This is a genomic window from Bacillus sp. KNSH39, from assembly GCF_052656585.1.
In genome coordinates, this window is the sequence record NZ_JBQXYO010000001.1 from 731,432 (window position 1) to 752,410 (window position 20,979).

Consider the following 20,979-nt stretch of genomic DNA (forward strand, 5'->3'; position numbering starts at 1 on the left):
CACTGAAACGTTTCAGTGGGGGTAGTTGACTACGGGATGATTATACTTATCTTTATATTATTATTTTGGGAAATGTATACAATTTTTCTCTCCATCAGAACAGTCGATGATACAGGGAGTAGTTGAATCCGACCAATACGGTGCAGCAGCGGGCATGAATCAAATGGTAAATAGTTTATATGCTTTGTTTGGTGTAGGAATTGCAACAATGGGTTGGATGTATCAAATTGTAGAAGAGTCATTCATGGGGCGCGTTCAAAGTTTACTTAGTCCATTAACGACAGGGTTTCAGCTATTATCTCTCGGTGCGATAGCGATGTTGTTCCCGAAATGGATTAGTGCAGATACGTTATATATTATTTTATTTGGTTTATTATTTTTCGTTACGTGTTTATATCAAGCTGTTTTACCTAGTGGAAAGAAGCAGGTGCAAGGTTTAGCTGAAGAGATGTAATATATTTGTCTTTTTGTTTCTGAATATTCTATTGGATTGTAAGGGGAAATCGTTATGTTGATGCGAACTGCTAAGTGGTGTGGGATTACTTGTTTACAATTATTCGCTACAATTCTATGTATAATCTGTTTAGGTGCGCTCCCTCGATTATTTAAGGGATTACAAATTGATTTAATTGGTTTTTGGAACACGATTGTGTTTATTGGAGGAAAGTTACTCCAACCTTGGGAAATTACATATGGATTTCGAGATTCGAGGAAATTATTTCCGCAAATATGGATTCATTATTTAGAGACAATGTTTGTATTTATTTCGGCATTTTTACTGTCATTACTTATTGCGTATGTTCTCGTTGTGTGGGTATTACAACGGTCTCAATCAAAGCAACGAATGTGGAATGGGATTTTTGTCGTACTTGAAAGCATCCCAGATATTTTAATAATTTTATTATCGCAACTTCTAGTCGTAATAATCTTTCAAAAGACAGGCTTTATGCCAGTAAAACTAGCGGGGATTGGGGAGGAAAGGGCTCGCCTATTGCCAATAATATGTCTAACTTTGCCTACAACACTATTATTTATTAAGCTACTACTATTACGTTTCAGAGAAGAATTAGAGAAAGATTATAGTATATTTGCTAAAAGTAAAGGGCTTAGTTTACGACATATTTTAACAAATCATATTTCAAGAAATGTTTTGTTAACAACAATCTATTATGCAAAAACAAATATTTTATTTATGTTATCAAATTTATATATTATTGAATGGATATTTAATACGTACGGTATGTTTGTTTTTGTAAAAGAAAATTCGAAATTAGAAATATTTACAGTAAGTTTAATTATATTATACGTACCGCTTTTTATACTATTTCGTTTATTACATACGTTTTTACAAAATGTAATAAAGGAGCGTGTTTAGCATGTGGCAAGTTGTAAAAAGAGATGTGAGATTTTGGTTTGGTGTTACTTTTTTAAGCGTACTTATGATTATTAGTATTGGAAATACTTTATTTTTCGATGGGAATATCCGTGAACTTACGATGATGTATAACGAAAAAGGAGAACTAGAGGCTGCTCCATTTTCACCGTCGAATAAGTTTTGGTTCGGTAGTGATGAGAAAGGACGCGATCTTTTCCAGCTAATAATAGAAGGAGCGAAATGGACAGTTGGTGCGAGCGTAATTATAGCGATTCTACGAGTTATAGTTGGAGGAGGTATTGGTTTGCTTCTTGGTATGTATAGCAAACGTTCTTTTCCAGTTATAGCATCTTTTTTTGATCCGTTCAGCATTGTACCTATGGTTATGATTTCTTTTTTTGTGTTAAAGGAAGTTTTAGTGTTTGAAAATGGGACAGTACCAGAGCCGTTTCATTTAAGGGTAATATTTCAAATGGTTATCCTTACATGTTTAGCGGTACCAACAATTATGTTATATACAGCGCAGGAAGTCCGTCGGATAAAAAGAGAAGAATTTATGATGGCAGCAACTGTGCTTGGGGGCAGTAAATGGCATAGAGTGAAAAATCACGTATGGCCACACGTATTACCATCATTTTTTTTACTTGTTGCTCAACAATTTGTGAGTACTTTATTACTTCTCTTGCATCTTGGCTTGTTAGAGTTATTTTTTGGTGGAACAATTATCTTTGGTACAGAGGCAGATAGTGTAACAAAAGAATGGACTGGCCTAATTGGTCAAAACTTCCGTCATTTAACTACTCATACATGGATTGTACTTATACCGATTGCTTTTTATAGTATGACAATTTTAGCTGGAAATCTAATTAGTAATAGCATGCAAGATGCGATTAAGTTAGGAAATGTGAGAAAGCTAGAGAGGGAAAGTAAAGAATTACAAGTAGAGAAACAAGTACAACCAACTATGAATGACTTTTCTTTTTATAGAGAGATACAAAAATAAAAAAGATAGCTGAAGACAAATTGTTTTCAGCTATCTTTTTTCGTTTAAAGTGGTGGTAAATCAATCTTACCTTCTTCAAATAATTCTTTTATCATATGTTTCGTATAACCAGCGGCTTGACCAAATGTGATTTTTGCTGGCATTGGTGCTTCGTTAGCATCTACAACTACATCAATAATACATGGTTTATTTTGTTTTACTGCATTTTGGAAAGCGGGAAGTAGTTCATCTAAATTCTCAACACGGTATCCAATACCTCCACACGCCTCTGCATATTTTGCAAAATCAGGGTTCGTTAAGTCTGTTTCGAATTCGATATTACCCATAACTTCTTGCTCGAATTTAATCATCGCAATTTTATTATTGTTTAATACGACGACAACGATTGGTAATTTATATTTTACAGCTGTTACGAAGTCATTCATCGTCATTCCAAATCCGCCATCACCACAAACTGCAAATACTTGTTTATCCGGGAATGCAATTTTTCCAGCAAGAGCACCAGGTAAACCGCAACCAAGTGTTGCGAGCCAGCTAGAAATGACAAATTGCTGGTTTGTCATACGGAAGTGTCTTGCGGTCCATACTGTTACATTTCCGACATCGACTGATAGAATTGCGTCATCATGTGCTACTTGCTGCAGAGCATGCATAACGCGTTGTGGTTTAATTGGAATGGAAGAGTCTTCTTCTTGATCGTGTAATTTTTCTTCCCACTTTTTCATCATTTCTTGGTGATGTTCTAAGAAGGAATGGTCTGTGTGTTCTTCAACATTTTCAATTAACCATCGTAATGTTTTATCAGCATCACCAGCTAAACCAATATCTGTCGCATAACGTTTCCCGATTTGGGCAGGATCTGTATCGATATGAATTGTTTTTGCTTTTTCAGGTAAGAAGCCGGTGAACGGATAAGAAGTACCGACCATAATTAAAGTATCTGCATGCTTCATTGCTTCATAAGAAGGTTTCGTGCCAATTAATCCTAATCCACCAATACAAAGAGGGTGTTCATCAGGAATAATTCCTTTAGCTGGCAATGTAAGTACGATTGGAGCACCAATATGTTCTGCCAATGCAAGTAAAGATTCTCTCGCATGTTTCGTACCTTTTCCAGCTAAAATAACAGGCTTTTTCGCTTCATTAATTGCGAGTTTTGCAGCATCTAAATCTTCTTCTTGAGGAAATAAATCAGGTAATGTAAAGGAAGTATTTGTAACTCGAGCACCACTTTTTACTTCAAATTTCGGAACATCATCAGGAATTGTAAGAACAGAGACCCCTTTTTTCGTATAAGCCATTCGAATCGCTTGATTCACGACAGCAGGTAGCTGTTCTGCTGACATAATACGCTGGTTATAAACCGCAACATCATCAAACATTCTTTCTAAATTTACTTCTTGGAAAAAATCCGTTCCAAGTAAATCGGTTTCTACTTGACCTGAAATTGCTAGAACAGGGGCTTTATCGAGTTTCGCATCATATAAACCATTTAATAAATGAATAGCACCAGGTCCTGCAATTGCCATACAAACGCCAAGTTTTCCTGTTAATTTTGCATAGGCAGCCGCTGCTAATGCACCAGCTTCTTCATGGCGAACTTGAATGAATTTAATTTTATCTTGTTTTTTTCTTAAAGCTTCAATGATAGAATTGATGGAATCTCCAGGCATACCGTATATGTGTTCTACTCCCCAGTCAATTAATAAATCAACTAATGCTTCACCGGCTGTTTTCCCAAACATAAGTGTTCCTCCTTATAATAGGTAGATAACATTATGTTTTGGATAAAAAGGAAAAATATACAAATAAGAAAATTTATCTGGTTATTTGTAATCTAAGAATCAGTGTGGGAGGAACAAAAGTTTTACTTTAGCAACTTTAATGATGACCAGCGAATAAAGTGAACACTGTTATTAGTAAAAAACCACTAGTTGCCCACATTAGAAATGTAAGGAAAGAGAGCTGTTTCTTAGCTTTCCAAAGCATTTCATGAATTGTGACATATCCAAGTGAACCAATAGCACTTCCCATAATGAGTCCTTGCAGGTGAAGAGCTTTTCCTTCCATCAAAATGCCAAAAACTGTGCCAGTACCGAGAATAAGAGAAAGTAATAAAGTCGTTAATAAAAAGGAAATATATTTATGTTTTGTAAAAAGAAATGGAATAATTAAAGCTAATCCTTCTGGAATATGGTGAACGACAATTGCTATTAAAAAGGGAATGGCAGAGTCATTATGATTTATAAAAGCTGTACCTAACGCAAATCCACTAGGTATATTATGAATAAATATAGCGAAAGAGAGAAAAAGGAAGGTTTGCCATGCTTGTTGATCTTTTTTATGTATCATTGGATGGTGACAATAGTTATCTAATAAGCTCATAACTAAAATACCGATGGCTATACCAAGTATAGGCCCAATCATTTCGTAGCTTGAAAATGTTTCAGGAATAATTTCAAGGGATAAAAGCCCAAGTAAAATACCGCCACATAATGCGTATAAACGATGCATCTTTTCTTCAATGAGTTGGCGTGTTGCTACTCCAACAGCACCGCCTAATAGTAATCCACCAAATGAAAAAAACGTAACAATCATTGGAATCCATAATCGTTCCATAGTATCACACTCCGATTCTTCCACTTATTTTTAGCTTACGAAAAGGAAAGTTAGAATAGTCCAAGTAATTGTGTTTGAGTATAGAGAAAAAAGTAGTGATTCGTTATAATCTATATATTAAACTTAAGTGAGGAAATGAAAAGGGGAATTGGTTATGCAACAAATTAAAAAAATAGGAAACTCATTTTGGTATATGACACCTGTTTCTGAAACAGATAGACCTATCTTAGGAATGGTTGTTGGACAAGAAAAAACGTTAATGATTGATGCAGGGAATTCAGAAGAACATGCACAATTATTTTTAGAAATGTTAAAAGAACAAAATGTATCGAATCCAGATTTCGTAGCACTAACCCATTGGCATTGGGATCATATTTTTGGATTGCCTGTACTACAAGATGCATTGTCTATTGCACATTCTGAAACGAAAAAAGAGATGCGTACACTTGTTTCTTATGAATGGACAGATGAAGCTTTGGACGCACGCGTAAAAGAGGGTACTGAAATTGCATTTTGTGCGGATTGCATAAAAAAAGAGTTTGAAGAAAAAGCGAGAAATATTAACATTATTCCTCCGACCTTAACGTTCCAGAATCAAATGGAATTAGATCTTGGTGAAGTGACATGCGTGTTAAAACATGTGGGCGGAGATCATGCACATGATTCAGTTGTTATTTACGTGAAAGAAGAAAAGATATTATTTTTAGGAGACTGTATATATGCAGATATTTTTTCTTCGAAGTGGAACTATACGACGAAAAGAACGTTTGCATTAATAGATGAATTAGAAAAATTTGATGCTGAGACATATATTCTTTCTCATGGAGAAGCGATAAATCGAGAGGAGTTTTTACAAGAGATTCGTATGTTAAAAACAGTAGGAACTTATACAGAAATGCATAAAGGCGATGAAGAGAAGATAAAGACAGCGTATAAACAAGAACTAGAAAGAGAATTAAATGAAGATGAGTTAGAAACAATAACTTATTTTGTCAATGGTTATGAAATGAATAATCAATAAGACACTACATTAATCCAATATAATTAAATTGCACAAAAAGAGTATTGAAATTTAATTCAATACTCTTTTAAATATTAAGTCCCAAGCAATTTCTAAATTTTTTGGCTGGTTCATCATCTGGATTTATACCACTTTCAAAACTAGTAGTGAAAGGTAACCACTGCCAATCTTCGCATCCTACAAAAGCTACTCTTGACCAATTCTCAATGAATTCAATGAAATTATTCGCAATCTTATACCCATGTCCTTCTCCATCGTCGTGGCTTAGGTAAATTATTGGAGCATCTATATCATCTTTCATATCAAATGCTAAATAATCTCCATTTCCCACTTCACAAAATGCTAATTTGTTGTGCCAAACTACATCATATTCATCATCTAGATTTGAAAAAACTCGTCAATCAAGTCTTTACGTTCTTTTTCGAATTCAGAAAGACTTTCTAAACTCCAGTGGGGTGTTCCGCAAAAAATATCAGTAAGTTCATTTGGTAGCTCTACATCGTCAGGTAAAAACCAGCGTAAGCTAAAATTTCCTGAGAACTCTAAAAGTACTTTTTTGAAGCTATTTGGTAGTTTAATACCCAGTTTTTCTTCTACTTGGATTATTTGTTCAAGGGAAGATGGTTTATCTATACAAACTTCTTGAACTTCACCACCTATGTATTTAATTCTAGAAGTTATAATTTCTATTCGTTCTTTTAGTAACTCATAATCCATCTTATCACCTCATGTTATATTAATTAAAGTATATCATTCTTAATAAATTTTTTTCGTGTTATTGAGGTTTCAAGTAGCAGCTTTTTTAGCTAATTTAGTAATATATTCAAAGAAAACATCGTGTTTTACATCGTAAACGACATTTACAGGTCGTCCATCAGCAGTTTCCTCTGTACGTCCTTGGCTTGGTCCGTATGTATGAACAATACTATTAATTGTTTCAGTTTTTGCAAGGTTAGTGTTTCCGACAAGCGCGGTAGTTAGTACATCCCATAAATAGTAGGTAGAGTTCGTTGAGAAGTGAACGAGAGGGGGAACCATTGCATAGCATTGACCAAGGAAATCCATACCAATATACTTTCGTTCTTTTGCCCATTGTTCACGTATGTTTATAGTTAACGGAACTTGGTTTGTACTTTCTAGTGTCACTAAGTCGATTTTAATTTTTGCATCCCATACACGAGCCACTGCTTCAGGGTCCCAAAACGAATTCCACTCAGCTGTTCCATCATGCTCTGGTTCATGTACATTGCCTGCTGTAAGAAATGTACCACCCATCCAAACGAGACGTTCAATTTTATCTTCTATGATGGGAGTTTCATATAATGCACGAGCAAGGTCAGTTAGGGGCCCGGTAAATAATAAAGTTGTTTTTCCTTCCGTTTGTAGAAGTGTTTCTATTAAATGGTGATGTGCAGGCTTTGCCACCACGGGTGTTACAACTTTTCCAGACTCATTTAAAATTGGTAAAGCATCTACATAAAATGCATGCATCCGCCAGTCTTTCGGAAACGGGTTTTGCCCGCGAGAGTTTGAAGCGGCTACGGCAATATTACCTTTGCCGAAACGATCGATAATTTTACGACTGGCAGACATTGCGGGTTCTAAATAGCAGTCTGCTGGGATAACAGATACACCGGTAAGTTCAACGTTTTCCATTTGAAGTAATAAAAATAATGAAATTAAATCATCTACGCCGCCATCATGATTGAAGTACACTTTTTTCTTCATTGTAATCTCCATCCTATATGATTTAGTTAGAAATTAAATATGAATTGAGGAGAAGTCATCAATAATTTCCACCACTTCAATTTCTCCATTAATCAGTAGCTCAGGAAGTTCATTTCTAATATTTCCTTTCCAATACTCTCTAGCTTGTTCGATTTTTTGAGAAAAAGGAATACCATCTTCTTTCGGTAAAAGATTACCGTCACCTTCAAAAGAACTTCCGATTACTCGTAGTTTAACAATCTGTAAAACTTCTCGATTGTAAGAATCAAATAATGCTTTCCATTTTAAAGCATCTTCATAGCTTTTAGCAGCATATAAACAAGACAATCTTGATGGATAATCAGGATATTCTTGCAGCCTAACCATTTCCATAATCGTTTCTCTAATGGCTCTAATTGTTTGATCCATGTAATTCATAACTACTGTAGCATTTTCATTCTTTATATGTAATTCTTCATTTGTATAATGTTCTTTTAAAATTTGTATAGAATCTTCACCACTAGAATTTAAATGTTTTCTTTCAAAAAAGAAGTGGAATAGCGTATTAGTTTGATTTTTATTAAATTGAATGCTTTGTCCGATCTTCATTTTTTTCCTTGTTACGATATGATATACGAAAAATCCTTGTTCATTCATGGTTCTCCTCCTAGTAGTAATGTTTAAATTTAGTAATTCAACATTGAAATATATAAAACCTTTATAAGTAAAAGTGAGAATTTGAGTTGAAAGTAAAGAAAATATATGAAAACGTTTTAAATTTGTTCACAAAATGTTCACTTACGAAGAGGTTTCCAATATCGATATAATGACAAAGACTCAAAGAGAAAGGATGATGAATTTTGCCAACAACAAGAAAGGAAAACCTCCAATTTGGTATGATGATGTGCCTTGGGATGGTTATCGTAATGACGTTTTACAATTTACTAACGAATGGATCAGGAGGGCCAATTCATATTAAGGAGATCGCATTAGAACTACTAATTGGATTTATTATTGCGCTATTAATTGAAATATGTATCGTTGGACCTAGTGCGAAAAAAATTGTATTCATGTTGCCATTTGATAAATCGAAAAAAGTAAATATTATTATTGCGATGGCGACAGCTATGGTTATTGGAATGGTTTTCTTCATGTCGTTTTATGGAATGGCAATGATGTATTTTCATAATGGATTACATGGTGAATCTTTTGTTTCAATGTATTTCTCGATTTTTATTAAAAACTTCATTATGGCGTATCCATTACAATTAATTATTATGGGGCCGCTTGTGCGTTTCTTATTTGGAAAGTTTGTTTTGAAGAATAAACCTATTAATGTAGCGTAATTATAATTATTAAAATTATATATAATAATAAAAAGATAAAAACACATCTCAATTATTTTGAGGTGTGTTTTTTTATGGTCATTCGCAGTTATTTTCATACTGATGTGACATTTGTCCTTTTGTTTATATAGGATTATAGCTTTTAATTAAGTCAGAAATAAAAGATGAGGAGATGATTTTTTGAAAGGCATTGTATTTGCTGTATTTGCTGGCATATTTATTACACTTCAAGGAACCTTTAATGCGAAACTTAGTTCACATATTGGTATATGGTCGACAAGTATTATTACGCATTTAATTGGATTCATTATTGCAACAACTGTATTTTTGTTAAAGAAAGAAGAGAAAGTAATAGATTTAAAGAGTGTGAAAAAAGTATATTTAGCAGCGGGTGCATTTGGTGGATTCATTATTTGCGCAGAAACTATGGCGATATATTCACTAGGAGTTACATTGACAGCTGGCACACTAATGGTTGCTCAATTGTTAACGGCAACAGTTATTGAAATGAAAGGACTGTTTCATATAAAAAAGATACAGATGGAGAGATATCATATTGTGGGAACAATAGTAATGATTATAGGTATTGTTGTATTTAATATGTAAATGAAAGGAGAAATGAATATGGCGGATAAATCAGGTTTAATTACGCATTATTTGAGAACCAATAAAACGCTCGAGATTTTTTCAGAAATAGATACAGCTTATTTTCAATTAAATCACTTTGAAAAAGGCGAGCTTATTTGCAATATAGATGACGAAATGGATCGTTTATATTTTGTTGTTAAAGGTAAAGTAAAAGTTTACACGATTACACCTGAAGGGAAGAAACTAATCCTTCGCTTTATCAATCCATTGGCCATTGTTGGTGATATTGAATTAATTCAAAATAGCAAAGCACATAATGTCGTTGAAGCTTGTTCAGATGTTGTAGCAATCTCTATTTCTAATACGGTTATTAGAAACAAGTTATTACATGATCCTATATTTATGAAGTTCTTGCTTGAAAATATTTCCAACACGTTAAAAATATCGACTCGTTTTACTGCTCTTAATTTACTTTATCCTGTAGAAGTACGTGTAGCTAGTTATTTGCTTTCAATTTCAACAGATAGTAACGGGAATATGTATAAAGGGGATTTGGATGCAACTTCAGTAACGAGTATTGCAGATTTTATAGGGGTAAGTTATAGGCACGTAATTCGGGTATTACAAAGATTTTATAATGAAAAACTAATTGAAAAGAGTAATGGAGTTATTGTAATTAAAGATTTTTCTAGAATGAAGGAAGTCGCTAAAAATAATATATATGAGCAATGAAAGGGAGAGGAAGATTTTGATTGGATTTAGTTTAGCTATATTAGCAGGAATATTAATTAGCGTACAATCTGTTTTTAATGCAAAAGTAAATGAAAATGTAGGACAGTGGTTAACAACTACATGTGTCCTTGGAATAGGTCTCATTAGTTCTATTCTATTTTATATCATTACAGAAAACAGTATTAACATTAAAGTGTATACTACAAATTATTTGTTTTATGTAAGTGGACTGTTTGGTATCGGGTTAATTATTTGTATAATGGGTGCAATAAAGAGCTTAGGCCCAGCATATACGGTGCTAATTAGTCTTATTACTCAATTGGTCGTTGCGTTATGCATTGATACATTCGGATTATTTGGAATGGAGAGTGTTCCATTACAAGTAAATAAATTAGTTGGTATAGGTTTATTAATTGTGGGAGTAGGGATTTTTAAAAATCTATTTTCGAATAAGAAAGCTATTCATATAAAAAAGGATAGGGTTTAAAGAATTTAAAGGTAAAAGCTATTGACGGTCAGAACATATACATTTAAAAAGTAGTAAGTGGGTTATAAGAAGAGAGGGTAAGTGATTCAACATATGTTGCAAGATGGTGTACATGATTTGGAAATCGATGAGATTCAACATTTTAGCTCCTACGTAAAGTGCATGCAAGATTTTATTCCGCTATTTGTCGGGCAGTAAGACCCCTACCTCAAAATTCAGCGAAAGCAAAGAAGTTAGGTGGGGAGCGGGCTGCCCGTAAAAGCCCGATTGGTGAGGGCTAATAATCAGTGGGGGATGAGCAAAGCCCCCATTGATTAAAGTTTCACTTCACAATTATGTTTCTGCCTTTGATTTTATTAAAATTAACATTTATGACCTAAGTATAAATGTATTGAGCTCTTCTTTACTTTTTATTTTTTGAACCGTAAATGAACAAACTTCAACATTTTTATTAAGTTTACAATTCTCATCATTATACGCGTACTACCGTCCCAATCTTTATTTGTAGCTATATCTTTAAAGAAAGGGGAGCAGCTCAATACTTTTATTGTAGAGGACCATTTTTCTATTGATTTTGGATTATTTACGTAAAAATACATCATAGCACCGTTATTACCAGATTTCTTTACAGTAGCATTCGAAAGATTCAGTGCGAACTTTGATTCAGCGTCAAAATATAATTCTCCTCCAGGGAAACGTTTTGACATAGCGACTACGATCTTTTTTAAATCTTCTTCTTTAAAGTAATAAAACACACCTGCTGATATAAAAAGAATACCGTCGTTTGGATTATATTTTATATCGTCAAACCAAGAAGTATCAAAAAATGATTTAGCAATGCTAATGTTTCTAGGGGTATCTTCAATTAAAGTTTTACGAAAAGAGATTGCATCGGGTAAATCAAGATTGTACCAATGTATTGTACCGTTATCGATTCTTGAAAAAGTAGTGTCTAGTCCGGAACCGATGTTTACAATAGTAGCATTCGGGTGTTTTATTATAAATTGTTTTATCGTATCGTCAATTTTTCGTGCACGGGTAATGTATGTGATACATCCGTATTCGCCAAATGTATTTGCTATTGTTGAGAAGTCAAAATCACATTCTTTAATTATTCGAATAGCTTCTATATCATCTAAAATATCCTTATTTTTCTCACTGCCATATGCTCTTCCCCATAGTGAAATAAGCATTGTACCTTGTACAGATTGCAAATCTAATTCTTTAACCATGAAACATCCTCCGTTTAATAATAAACAATATATTTAGTCGTTATTTAACATTTTTGAGAGCATTGTATTTGTTTTATATAGTCCATAAGTTAAATCCCGCCTATCTTCTTCAGATAACTTTTCGAGGTTTACTGTGAAATTATTATATATTTGTTTCCATCTCTCATAATGTACTTTTTCAGCTTTTTCTGTCAGAGAGATTAATATAGCTCTTTTGTCTACCATATCTTGCTTTTTTATGATGTATCCGTTTTGTTCTAAGTTACGCACTGTTACACTTAATTGTTGTTTAGGGATGTTTAAATAACTAGCAATCATTTTTAAGTTTACAGGCACCTTTTGCTGGGCGATATACTCTACTACGTGTTGTTCTAAATGTGTAAATTCTGAGGATTTCTCCGATAGTAATTTAAAAGTACCTGACATATTTAATAATAAATTCATGTATTCGTTTAATAATTCGTTTTGGTTCATTGTTTTTGACTCCTTTATGAATTTAGTTATTATTTTATTACTAAATTTACTATAAATCAATTGAAATTACTCTTTATAGTAAATGAACGTTTACTAATAACTGTTTTTTTGAATTTATGTGGACTGAATTATGAAGGTGCGAGAAGTGGTTTTAGGGAACGAGAATATCACCGAATATAAAATATTACTAAACATATATAACTAATGAATACAATGTCTTTTTCAGTTATTAAGTTGTAAATCATTTTATGATAAAATCTTTTACATAATTTAATAAAGGGGTAGTATTCAATGGGTTATTTCTCAAATGGTTTATTAGTTTTGTTTGTGCTAATCGTATGCAGTTGTATATTTTTTGGTTGATAATATAATGAGAGTCTTATATAAAAGAAGTTATCTTAAGTGAGATAACTTCTTTTTACTTTATATTGAGAAGGAATTCTATCTTTCTTATTGAAGTTTGTTCTAGTTATTTTTACATCAATCAGATTTGTGTAAAGGGAATTTTATGAAATATAAACAAGCCAGAGAATAGGGAGTATTGACATGGAAAATAGTATACGCTACATAAGTGAACATCCTACAGATTTTAATGGATTATTATCCTTATACGAATCTTTAGGATGGAATTCTTTTAAATTAACGGTTAACGAGTTAGAACGAATGTGTAAGCAAAGTTGGTATGCAATTTATGTTTTTGATGATAAGAGGTTAGTAGGGATGGGGCGTGTCATATCAGATGGAGTCATAACAGGCATTATTTGTGGAGTTGGTGTATTGCCAAAATATCAGTCTAGTGGCATCGGAAAAGAAATAGTGAAACGATTAATCCAACACTGTGAACAAAACAAGGTTATTCCACAACTTATGTGTGTAGAAAAATTGCAATCTTACTATGAATCTATAGGGTTTGAAGCATTCTCTATTGGGATGACAAAACCTATTATAAGATAGAGGTGCTTTATCCCGCTATTTGCCGAGTAGTAAAAGCCCCACGGATTAAAGTTTCACTTTATATTTTCAGTTTACTCGTACATATTTTCAAACTTCAACATAAAGGAGAATGGCTGTATGGAGATTGCTAAAGGGATAGAAATGTTACAACTTGAATTTCAAGAATTTGTTATTCATCCAATTCTTTTATGGGATGATGAAATGGCAGTATTAATAGATACGGGTTTCCCAGGACAAATTGAAGATATACAAGTAGAGATGGAAAAGGTTGGGGTATCATTTGATAAGTTAAAAGTCGTGATTTTGACGCATCAGGATATTGATCATATAGGTAGTCTTCCGGAGTTGTTGCAGCGCTGTCGAAGTAATATTAAAGTTTATGCGCACGAACTAGATAAGCCATATATCGAGGGGGATTTACCTTTATTGAAGGACGGAAATGTAGAGAACCGACCAAAAGGAAAAGTGAGTGATACTATGATTGACGGGCAAGAACTTCCGTATTGCGGTGGAATACTAATTCTTCATACTCCAGGGCATACCCCGGGTCATATTAGTTTATATTTGAAACAAAGTAAAATTCTTGTTGCAGGAGACTCTATGTATAGTGTGAATGGGATGTTAGGAGGAATTCACGCCCCAACAACTATAAATATTAAGGAAGCACAGCAGTCTTTGAAGAAGTATTTAAATCTAGATATTGAATCTGTAGTTTGTTACCATGGGGGATTAAGTAAGGGGAATATAAAGATTCAACTTCAAAATTTATAAAAGTCGAAGATAATAATTTTTAGATAATGGATGCTAAATTATAAAAAAACATGTTTGAAAAAAAATTCAAACATGCTTTTTTATTAAAGGAAATCTGTTTAATATGAATGACCTAATCCGTTCCAATAAAAAGAAACGATTTCTTGTGCTAATTCATCTATATTTGCAAGAATAGGATTGTGATTTTCATCTTTAAAATTCCCAATAGATAATAAAGATACGAAAGCATGAGCCGTAAATTTAGCGTTTCCTTTCGGAATTTCTCCGATGTGCATCGCATTATCGAGTGCTTTTTCTAGTACTTCATACATATTATCTTCAGCATTTTTTAATTGTTTCAATTGTTCTTCAGATAACGACAGTTTTGCATCTTTCATAAAATTTTTCATATCAATATCCATCGTTGCGTGTAAGTAAACTTTAGCGAAGTCTAATAATCTTTCTTCTAAAGTTTTGTTTGTAGAGAGTATTTGAGACATATTCTCACGTATACGTACCATCATTTCGATCATAGTAGCGGTAAATAAATCGGCTTTTGTTGAATAGTAATAGTAGACAGTTGCTTTCGTAACACCACAAACTTTTGCGACCTCATCCATAGAAACGACTTGATAATTTTGTGTAAGAAATAAGCGGGTTGCTACTTCTAAAATGGTTTCTTTTGTAGATTTTGTATTTTTATTTTGACGCGGCCTTCCGAGAGGACGTTGTTTTTGTTCCAAATCCATTCGCTCCTGACATTTATGATTGAGATAATTATAACATAATTTTCAATCATTCTTGATTAATTAACCGACCAGTATATATAATTAATAATGGAGGAAAAAAGGAAGGTGGGTTTTTATGAAAAAGCACCCGTTACATATGTTAGGGAGGCTTGTAGCAGGGAGAAATACGCAGTGGATCACTTTATCGGTGTGGGTTCTTATTACATTATTACTTTCATTTACGTTACCACAAGTAAACAGTACGAAAGAACCGAATCCGAAAAATTTACCTGAAACAGCTATGTCACAGCAAGCGGAAGCGCTTATGAAAAAAGAGTTTCCGAATAATGCAGGGAATCCTTTGTTAGTAGTATGGTATAGAGATGGTGGATTACAGTCACAGGATTATAAACTCATACAAGATGTCTATAAAGAGTTAAAATCTAGTCCTTTAAAAGAACAATCAACGTTACCACCATTTGATACAATTCCAGAGCAAGTATTATCAAAAAGTGCGTCAAAAGATGGTACATCATTTGTTACACCGGTATTTTTTAATAAATCTGCTGGTACGGATATATTAAAAGGAAATCTTGAAGAGTTTAGAAAAATAGTGAATAGTAAGGTGGATGAAGATCCATTTAAACAAAAAATAAGTGAATCTGGTTTACATGTTCGATTATCAGGACCTGTAGGTATTCAAACGGATGCAGTTAGTTTATTTAGTCAAGCAGATGTGAAATTGTTAGTGGCTACTGTACTACTAGTGTTAGTTTTGTTAATTTTACTGTATCGTTCACCAATTTTAGCGATTTTACCTATACTTGTTGTTGGCTTTGCATACGGTATTATTAGTCCTACACTCGGTTTTTTAGCTGATCACGGATGGATTAAAGTAGATGCCCAAGCGATATCAATTATGACAGTATTATTGTTTGGCGCTGGAACGGACTATTGTCTATTTTTAATTTCGAGATATAGAGAGTACTTGTTAGAAGAAGAAAGTAAATATAAAGCATTGCAACTTGCGATTAAAGCATCTGGCGGTGCAATAATAATGAGTGCGTTAACTGTTGTACTTGGATTAGGAACATTACTACTTGCTCATTATGGTGCCTTTCATCGATTTGCAGTACCATTTAGTGTTGCTGTATTTATAATGGGAATCGCGGCTTTAACGATTTTACCAGCACTATTATTAATTTTCGGTAGAATTGCATTTTTCCCGTTTATACCGAGAACAAATTCAATGAATGAGGAGTTTGCAAGAAAGAAAAAGAGGGCTGTAAAAGTTAAAAAATCAAAAGGCTCCTTTAGTAAAAAACTTGGAGATATTGTAGTACGAAGACCATGGACAATAATTATGCTAACTGTATTTGTATTAGGCGGATTGGCTTCATTCGTACCACGTATTCAATACACATATGACTTATTAGAGTCGTTTCCAAAGGATATGCCTTCTCGTGAAGGGTTTACGTTAATTAGTGATCATTTCTCAGCTGGTGAACTAGCACCAATAAAAGTTGTTGTTGATACGAAAGGAAAAGAGCTTCCTATTAAACAAGAACTAGAGAAATTTTCTTTCGTAAATACAGTAAAAGAGCCAAAAGAGGGAAAAGAAAATAAGCAAATACAAATGTATGAAGTTTCTTTAGCGGAAAATCCATACGCAATTGAAGCATTAGATCAAATTCCTAAATTGAAAAACAGTGTAGAAAAAGTATTAAAAGATGCTGGGATTAGTAATGCTGAAGAGCAATTGTGGATTGGTGGAGAAACAGCTTCATTATATGATACAAAGCAAATTACTGAACGTGATGAATCAGTAATTATTCCAGTAATGATTAGCATTATCGCTTTACTATTACTTGTCTATTTACGATCGGTTGTTGCAATGGTTTATTTAATTGTAACTGTTGTCTTATCATTCTTCTCAGCGTTAGGAGCAGGATGGATATTACTTCATTACGGTATGGGAGCGCCGGCCATTCAAGGTGCGATACCGTTGTACGCATTCGTATTTTTAGTTGCTTTAGGTGAAGATTATAATATCTTTATGGTTTCAGAAATATGGAAAAACAGAAAGACACAAAATCACTTGGATGCAGTAAAAAATGGTGTAATACAAACAGGTAGTGTTATTACATCGGCAGGTTTAATTTTAGCAGGAACTTTTGCAGTGTTAGGTACACTTCCAATTCAAGTATTAGTTCAATTTGGTATTGTAACTGCAATTGGCGTATTACTAGATACGTTTATTGTAAGACCGTTACTTGTACCCGCGATTACAGTAGTTTTAGGCCGATTTGCTTTTTGGCCAGGTAAACTTTCAAGAAAGAGTGAAGAAATACAAAAGGTGGATGCATAGTTAAAAAAGCCAAGGATATTTTCCTTGGCTTTTTTCAATGTAGTTAATTAATTTTTTGAAGTCAAACCATCAGCTGCAGCGTGATCAGCATCTTCAATTGTTGTTTCGGGCATCCCGTATAAGCCGTTCATTGCTTGTTCTTCGATAGTAAGATTTGCAGTATTATTATTTTGAATAGATGTAGTGTTTTCAGTAACATTTTCTTTTTTATTCATATTTTTGTTATTCATGTATGTATCCTCCAAATTTCATTTGATTTATCTATAGTATGTGGATGGATTTCCAGAAATATGTGAATTGATTCTTACATATGTTATATAATTAAATGAATAATTAGGGTGAGTTGTAAACTGTTAGGAGTGAACAAGTATGGTGAAAGCAAGGGAATTAGCCTTCTAAAATAAAAAGAAAATTTTAGGAGGCTATTAGAATGAAGTTCCATGTAATTGATAGAGAAGATTGGAATAGAGAGCAGTATTTTGAGCATTATTTAAAGTTGAAATGTACATTTAGTATGACTGTGAATGTTGATATCACGATGTTATTAGGGGAAGTATATCAAAAGGGAATAAAATTTTATCCCGTTTTTATATATTTAATTTCTAGAGTAGTAAATAATCATAAAAAATTTCGAACATGTTTTAACGATGAAGGAGTTTTAGGCTATTGGGAGGAAATGATACCGAGTTATACAATCTTTCATAAAGATGATAAGTCTTTTTCAAGTATATGGACGGATTATTCAAGTGATTTCCGCACTTTCTATAATAATTATGAAGACGATATGAGATGCTATGCTAATGTTCATGGTCTTTTCACGAAAGAAAATATTCCGCCTAATGTATTTCCTATTTCTAGCATACCTTGGACTAGTTTTACTGGATTTAATCTTAATATTAATAATGATGAAAATTTTCTATTGCCAATTATAACTTGTGGGAAATATTTTAACGAAGGAAACAAGGTTATGCTACCAGTTTCATTACAAGTACATCATTCGGTTTGTGATGGATATGATGCGAGTCAATTTATAGAAGATTTACAGCAGTTAAGTAATACTTGCAATGAGTGGCTTAAGTAATATCTAATTTTTAATTATATAAAGTGAAACTTTAATCAGTGGGGTGTCAGCCCCCGCTGATAATTAGCCCGACCCCCACCTAACTTCTTTGCTTTCGCTGAATTTTGAGGTGGGGGTCTTACTGCCCGGCAAATAGCGGGATAAAATTGAAAATGAATAAAAGAAGAGAACATGTTTATATTACATGGTCTCTTTTTATTATTCATTAATATTAAGTAATCGTGGAAAATATAGGGTGATTTGTAGTTTAATAGTAAAGAGAGTGATTAGTGTTAATTTTCTTTGTTTTTAAGAATTTAAGGATATAAATGTTTTAATAGGGGGAATAAAGTGAAATTCGTAAGCATTGAAAAAGATGAGATCCTAATTGGGAATATGGCAAATTTGTATTGTAAAGTATTTGAGAAAACAAATTTCAATGAAATGATCGAGCGAATGAATAGGCATATAGAATATACAGGTTTTAAAGGTATAGTAGCAATAAATGATGAAAATGAAGTAGTTGGTTTTACTTATGGTTATCGCTCAATCGAGGGACAGTACTATAATCAATTAATGAGAGAAGCGTTACATCTAGAGCAAGTAGACGAATGGTTACAAGATTGTTTTGAATTTGTAGAGTTAGCAGTCCACCCACAATATCAAAATGAAGGTCTTGGAACGAAATTACATAATGAATTACTAGAAGGGATTCCAAATAGAACGAGTGTTTTAACAACACAAATAAACAATGAAAAAGCACGTTCGTTATATAAAAGATTAAATTGGGTAAATGTATTAGAACCATTTCATCCAAGTAAAAATGATGTTCCATATGTAATAATGGGAAAAGCATTAAAAACAAAAGTGAATTGATAATTATGCCATTCACAAAAATGGTTGGTTTGTAATAATGAAGGGGAAAACGAAAATGACGAAAATATCTATAGAAAAAGCTACAATTTTAGATGCTGAGAAATTAACAGAAATAATGAAAAGAACATTTGATGCAGAAGCAAAACAATGGCTATACGGCCAAGATGATGTCATTGATTATAACATTCAACCGCCAGGATATTCTTCAGTTGAAATGATGGAATATTCCATTGAAGAATTGGATTCTTTCAAAGTTGTAATGGATAAAGAAATAATCGGAGGGATAATAGTTACGATTTCTGGTAAGTCGTACGGTCGAATTGATCGTATTTTTGTAGATCCTGTTTATCAAGGAAAAGGAATTGGATCACATGTTATGAAATTAATAGAAAAGGAATATCCGAACATAAAGATTTGGGATCTCGAAACATCTAGTAGACAAATTAACAATCATCACTTTTATAAAAAGATGGGTTACCAAATGATTTTTGAATCGGAAGATGAGTATTGTTACGTGAAAAGAATAAAAACAAGCTCAAACAAAGCGAGTGTAGTTACAAATAAAGATATGAAAAATAGTCAATACGAAAACTGTAATTTAGCAAATACAGAGTATTATCAAGTGAATTTAAAAAACAGTTCATTTGTTGGTAGCAATATAATGAATATGAATATGAGTAATTGTAATGTAAGTCAATCCAAGTTTAGAAATATAAATTTTAGAAGGTCATCATATGCAGATTTAAATCTTTCTGGCAGTAAATTTAATTTGGTGACTTTAGGTGGAGTGCAATTTAAAAATACAAGTCTCGGAGATGAGAAGGAACCTATTGTATTCGATAAATGTGATTTGGAATGTAGCACTATAAGTAATAGTAATCTGAAAAATATTGAAATAGAAAATTGTGATATAGTCGGCATGAAACTAAATGGTATTTTGATTGAAAATTTGCTTGATTTATATAACAAGGTGAAAAGTTAACCAAATCGATATCATATAGTCTTTATAATCTTTTTGGAAATTAAGTATTATATCGAAATAATTATGTAAAAATGACATAAAGAAATCCGGGCGAGAAGGTCATTCGTGAACGTTTCTAGAATACACACAAATATATTGTTATTTATATGGAGGAGAGAAAGATGGGAATCAACGTTAGAGCAGTAGAAATACAAGATGCTAGAGCAATTCATCGTATATGTATACAGGATGATGTTTTACCGTATATGGTTTTCTTACCTAGCATGCGTGTAGAGGCTATGGAAAATAGAATTCGAAATTTAGCACCAAATCAATTTGAATTTGTTGCAGAATATGATGGAGAAGTTGTTGGGTTTGTAGGTTTAACACAAAGTCCGGGCCGAAGATCTCATTCAGGCGATTTATTCATTGGGGTAGACAGTGAATATCATAATAAAGGAATTGGGAGAGCACTTCTTACGAAGATGCTTGATTTGGCTGATAATTGGTTAATGTTAGAGAGAGTAGAACTAGGTGTGTTAGAAACGAATCCAAAAGCAAAAGCTTTATATGAAAAATTTGGATTTGTAGAAGAGGGAGTAAAGATAGGGAATTTGAAAGCTCATGGAAAGTTTATTAATGAAATTATGATGAGTCGTTTTAGACCGAATGGTTTAATTGTACATAATGAATAGTTA

At 33.0% G+C, this 20,979-nt stretch carries 22 protein-coding genes and 2 pseudogenes; 15 read left to right on the forward strand and 9 right to left on the reverse strand.

What is annotated here, in order from left to right; translation table 11 throughout:
- Positions 1-30: 30 nt before the first annotated feature.
- The 3 genes and pseudogenes from ACUL40_RS03700 to ACUL40_RS03710 all read left to right on the forward strand — a co-directional run.
- Positions 31-454 (forward strand): annotated as a pseudogene (locus ACUL40_RS03700) (hypothetical protein); the annotation flags it as partial.
- A gap of 54 nt (positions 455-508) precedes the next feature.
- Positions 509-1,375 carry an ABC transporter permease subunit gene (locus ACUL40_RS03705; protein ID WP_000929107.1) on the forward strand — a complete coding sequence of 289 codons (867 nt, stop codon included), beginning with the start codon at positions 509-511 and terminating at the stop codon, positions 1,373-1,375.
- 1 nt (position 1,376) lies between these two features.
- The gene (locus ACUL40_RS03710) at positions 1,377-2,378 is read left to right on the forward strand and encodes an ABC transporter permease subunit (protein WP_063245808.1); all 1,002 of its coding nucleotides are present in this window, start codon (positions 1,377-1,379) and stop codon (positions 2,376-2,378) included.
- A 44-nt stretch (positions 2,379-2,422) separates the two neighbouring features.
- Here the strand turns inward: ACUL40_RS03710 and ACUL40_RS03715 are convergent, their stop codons facing one another.
- Both ACUL40_RS03715 and ACUL40_RS03720 read right to left on the reverse strand, forming a co-directional pair.
- Positions 2,423-4,123: a pyruvate oxidase gene (locus tag ACUL40_RS03715; protein WP_000467242.1), complete on the reverse strand. Its 1,701-nt coding sequence runs from the start codon at positions 4,121-4,123 to the stop codon at positions 2,423-2,425.
- A gap of 136 nt (positions 4,124-4,259) precedes the next feature.
- Positions 4,260-4,997 carry a ZIP family metal transporter gene (locus tag ACUL40_RS03720; protein ID WP_000440626.1) on the reverse strand — a complete coding sequence of 246 codons (738 nt, stop codon included), beginning with the start codon at positions 4,995-4,997 and terminating at the stop codon, positions 4,260-4,262.
- Positions 4,998-5,151: 154 nt separating this feature from the next.
- Between ACUL40_RS03720 and ACUL40_RS03725 the strand changes: the two genes are divergently transcribed.
- Positions 5,152-6,018 (forward strand): MBL fold metallo-hydrolase, encoded by an 867-nt coding sequence (locus ACUL40_RS03725; RefSeq protein ID WP_048656805.1) that lies wholly within the window; start codon positions 5,152-5,154, stop codon positions 6,016-6,018.
- 67 nt (positions 6,019-6,085) lie between these two features.
- On the opposite strand, the pseudogene ACUL40_RS03730 reads toward ACUL40_RS03725, so the two are convergent.
- The 3 genes and pseudogenes from ACUL40_RS03730 to ACUL40_RS03740 all read right to left on the reverse strand — a co-directional run bounded on the left by ACUL40_RS03730 (position 6,086) and on the right by ACUL40_RS03740 (position 8,382).
- Positions 6,086-6,735 (reverse strand): annotated as a pseudogene (locus ACUL40_RS03730) (SMI1/KNR4 family protein).
- A 69-nt stretch (positions 6,736-6,804) separates the two neighbouring features.
- Positions 6,805-7,758, reverse strand: coding sequence for a nucleoside hydrolase (locus ACUL40_RS03735; RefSeq protein WP_085964407.1), 954 nt, complete (start codon positions 7,756-7,758; stop codon positions 6,805-6,807).
- A gap of 21 nt (positions 7,759-7,779) precedes the next feature.
- Positions 7,780-8,382, reverse strand: a complete 603-nt coding sequence (locus ACUL40_RS03740) for a DUF2441 domain-containing protein (protein ID WP_416516124.1) — start codon at positions 8,380-8,382, stop codon at positions 7,780-7,782.
- 203 nt (positions 8,383-8,585) lie between these two features.
- Between ACUL40_RS03740 and ACUL40_RS03745 the strand changes: the two genes are divergently transcribed.
- The 4 genes from ACUL40_RS03745 to ACUL40_RS03760 all read left to right on the forward strand — a co-directional run bounded on the left by ACUL40_RS03745 (position 8,586) and on the right by ACUL40_RS03760 (position 10,878).
- Positions 8,586-9,071, forward strand: a complete 486-nt coding sequence (locus ACUL40_RS03745; protein WP_001143427.1) for a hypothetical protein — start codon at positions 8,586-8,588, stop codon at positions 9,069-9,071.
- Between the two features lie 180 nt (positions 9,072-9,251).
- Entirely contained in the window at positions 9,252-9,677 is a 426-nt protein-coding gene (locus tag ACUL40_RS03750; RefSeq protein WP_063245806.1) for a DMT family transporter, read from the forward strand.
- An 18-nt stretch (positions 9,678-9,695) separates the two neighbouring features.
- Positions 9,696-10,391 (forward strand): Crp/Fnr family transcriptional regulator, encoded by a 696-nt coding sequence (locus ACUL40_RS03755; protein WP_063245805.1) that lies wholly within the window; start codon positions 9,696-9,698, stop codon positions 10,389-10,391.
- Positions 10,392-10,407: 16 nt separating this feature from the next.
- Complete coding sequence (locus tag ACUL40_RS03760) at positions 10,408-10,878, forward strand: DMT family transporter (protein WP_063245804.1); 471 nt, start codon at positions 10,408-10,410, stop codon at positions 10,876-10,878.
- A 410-nt stretch (positions 10,879-11,288) separates the two neighbouring features.
- Here the strand turns inward: ACUL40_RS03760 and ACUL40_RS03765 are convergent, their stop codons facing one another.
- Both ACUL40_RS03765 and ACUL40_RS03770 read right to left on the reverse strand, forming a co-directional pair.
- Positions 11,289-12,110: a class I SAM-dependent methyltransferase gene (locus ACUL40_RS03765; protein WP_063245803.1), complete on the reverse strand. Its 822-nt coding sequence runs from the start codon at positions 12,108-12,110 to the stop codon at positions 11,289-11,291.
- A gap of 33 nt (positions 12,111-12,143) precedes the next feature.
- Positions 12,144-12,584 (reverse strand): MarR family winged helix-turn-helix transcriptional regulator, encoded by a 441-nt coding sequence (locus ACUL40_RS03770; RefSeq protein WP_016081689.1) that lies wholly within the window; start codon positions 12,582-12,584, stop codon positions 12,144-12,146.
- A 546-nt stretch (positions 12,585-13,130) separates the two neighbouring features.
- On the opposite strand from ACUL40_RS03770, the gene ACUL40_RS03775 reads away from it, so the two are divergent.
- Together ACUL40_RS03775 and ACUL40_RS03780 are read left to right on the forward strand one after the other, a co-directional pair.
- The gene (locus tag ACUL40_RS03775; protein ID WP_416516125.1) at positions 13,131-13,538 is read left to right on the forward strand and encodes a GNAT family N-acetyltransferase; all 408 of its coding nucleotides are present in this window, start codon (positions 13,131-13,133) and stop codon (positions 13,536-13,538) included.
- Between the two features lie 117 nt (positions 13,539-13,655).
- A complete protein-coding gene (locus ACUL40_RS03780; RefSeq protein ID WP_000401476.1) occupies positions 13,656-14,309 on the forward strand; it encodes an MBL fold metallo-hydrolase in 654 nt (217 codons plus the stop codon).
- A 98-nt stretch (positions 14,310-14,407) separates the two neighbouring features.
- On the opposite strand, the gene ACUL40_RS03785 is transcribed toward ACUL40_RS03780, so the two are convergent.
- Complete coding sequence (locus tag ACUL40_RS03785; protein WP_080465821.1) at positions 14,408-15,037, reverse strand: TetR/AcrR family transcriptional regulator; 630 nt, start codon at positions 15,035-15,037, stop codon at positions 14,408-14,410.
- Positions 15,038-15,152: 115 nt separating this feature from the next.
- Between ACUL40_RS03785 and ACUL40_RS03790 the strand changes: the two genes are divergently transcribed.
- Positions 15,153-17,384: an MMPL family transporter gene (locus tag ACUL40_RS03790; RefSeq protein ID WP_063245800.1), complete on the forward strand. Its 2,232-nt coding sequence runs from the start codon at positions 15,153-15,155 to the stop codon at positions 17,382-17,384.
- 47 nt (positions 17,385-17,431) lie between these two features.
- Here ACUL40_RS03790 and ACUL40_RS03795 read toward each other — a convergent pair whose 3' ends face one another.
- On the reverse strand, positions 17,432-17,614 hold the full coding sequence (locus tag ACUL40_RS03795) for a DUF4021 domain-containing protein (RefSeq protein WP_001060658.1): 183 nt from the start codon (positions 17,612-17,614) through the stop codon (positions 17,432-17,434).
- Between the two features lie 200 nt (positions 17,615-17,814).
- Here ACUL40_RS03795 and catA point away from each other — a divergent pair, with 200 nt between their 5' ends.
- The 4 genes from catA to ACUL40_RS03815 all read left to right on the forward strand — a co-directional run bounded on the left by catA (position 17,815) and on the right by ACUL40_RS03815 (position 20,976).
- Complete coding sequence (gene catA, locus ACUL40_RS03800) at positions 17,815-18,465, forward strand: type A chloramphenicol O-acetyltransferase (RefSeq protein ID WP_017674082.1); 651 nt, start codon at positions 17,815-17,817, stop codon at positions 18,463-18,465.
- A 330-nt stretch (positions 18,466-18,795) separates the two neighbouring features.
- Complete coding sequence (locus ACUL40_RS03805; RefSeq protein WP_048656919.1) at positions 18,796-19,320, forward strand: GNAT family N-acetyltransferase; 525 nt, start codon at positions 18,796-18,798, stop codon at positions 19,318-19,320.
- A 37-nt stretch (positions 19,321-19,357) separates the two neighbouring features.
- A complete protein-coding gene (locus ACUL40_RS03810) occupies positions 19,358-20,302 on the forward strand; it encodes a GNAT family N-acetyltransferase (RefSeq protein WP_002025754.1) in 945 nt (314 codons plus the stop codon).
- 161 nt (positions 20,303-20,463) lie between these two features.
- Positions 20,464-20,976: a GNAT family N-acetyltransferase gene (locus ACUL40_RS03815; protein ID WP_000512619.1), complete on the forward strand. Its 513-nt coding sequence runs from the start codon at positions 20,464-20,466 to the stop codon at positions 20,974-20,976.
- The last annotated feature ends 3 nt before the right edge of the window (positions 20,977-20,979 follow it).